The sequence below is a fragment of the Oleiphilus sp. HI0061 genome, from assembly GCF_001635675.1.
Map to the genome: position 1 here is coordinate 1 of NZ_LWFE01000197.1, position 860 is coordinate 860.

The following is an 860-nucleotide window of genomic DNA, read 5'->3' on the forward strand; positions in this document are numbered from 1 at the left end:
ATATGACTCTGTGACGTGTCCTTTTAGATGTGCAAGTGACACTCCAATTCCATTCCATGCAGAAGCGGAGTCCCTACAGTTCGGATTACTTTCCAGCCACTGCTTAGCTTTTTCACCAGCTTCATAGGCTGCCCCATACTCATCTCTTAACGCCAATAGCATGCCATAGGTAGTTAAGGTCACCAGTGTTGCATCAGTTCGACCATGCAGTGTTGCAGATATCAAACTAGCCTGAATACAAACAGAAGCGAATTCTATGCGTTGCATCAAAAAGCCAGCTAAACCGAAATTAACCAAAACATAATTAGTTAAGTGATGCGACCGATCTTTACATTCTGGCCAGTTTTCAAAATCCTTAATCGGACGCTTAGCCAGCGCATCCCTTAGTTGCGATGCTTGCTCTAACATGATGGCTTTGAGAGAACTTAGGTCATCAGGAATATCAATACCCAATATTGACAAAGCCTGCCGCCCCATTTCTAGCCCAAGTGCGTAGTCTGAGCGGCCTATGGCTTGCACAAGCAGGTAGGCAAGCAACTCCACCTTGTCTAAAGGATCAATAGCATTATCGACCAGCTGGGAGTAAAGTTGCTTAGATGCTTCAAGGTCTCCGTTTAAGTATGCAGCTTCCGCTTTGATTTTATAGAGCTTGAAGCACTTATCATAACTCTCAGCCCATGCATTATCGCCCAATAAAATTAATGCCAAGCTTGAGTATTGATCAGCAGCAAGCCACACACTTGATAGCTTGGCTTTCTCAGCAGGCAAAACATTAAGCTCGATCAGGTTTTCAATTTCCAACTGATCGGAAATAAGCGAGATGCCATGATTAAGCTGCTCCACAAGCTCAAACACCCGTT

The 860-nt window shown here is 44.3% G+C and carries 1 protein-coding gene; it reads right to left on the minus strand.

Annotated elements, in window-relative coordinates; genetic code table 11:
• A partial coding sequence (locus A3735_RS02320; protein ID WP_156499339.1) for a hypothetical protein occupies nt 1–843 on the minus strand: 843 nt, incomplete at its 3' end.
• Nucleotides 844–860 lie beyond the last annotated feature (17 nt).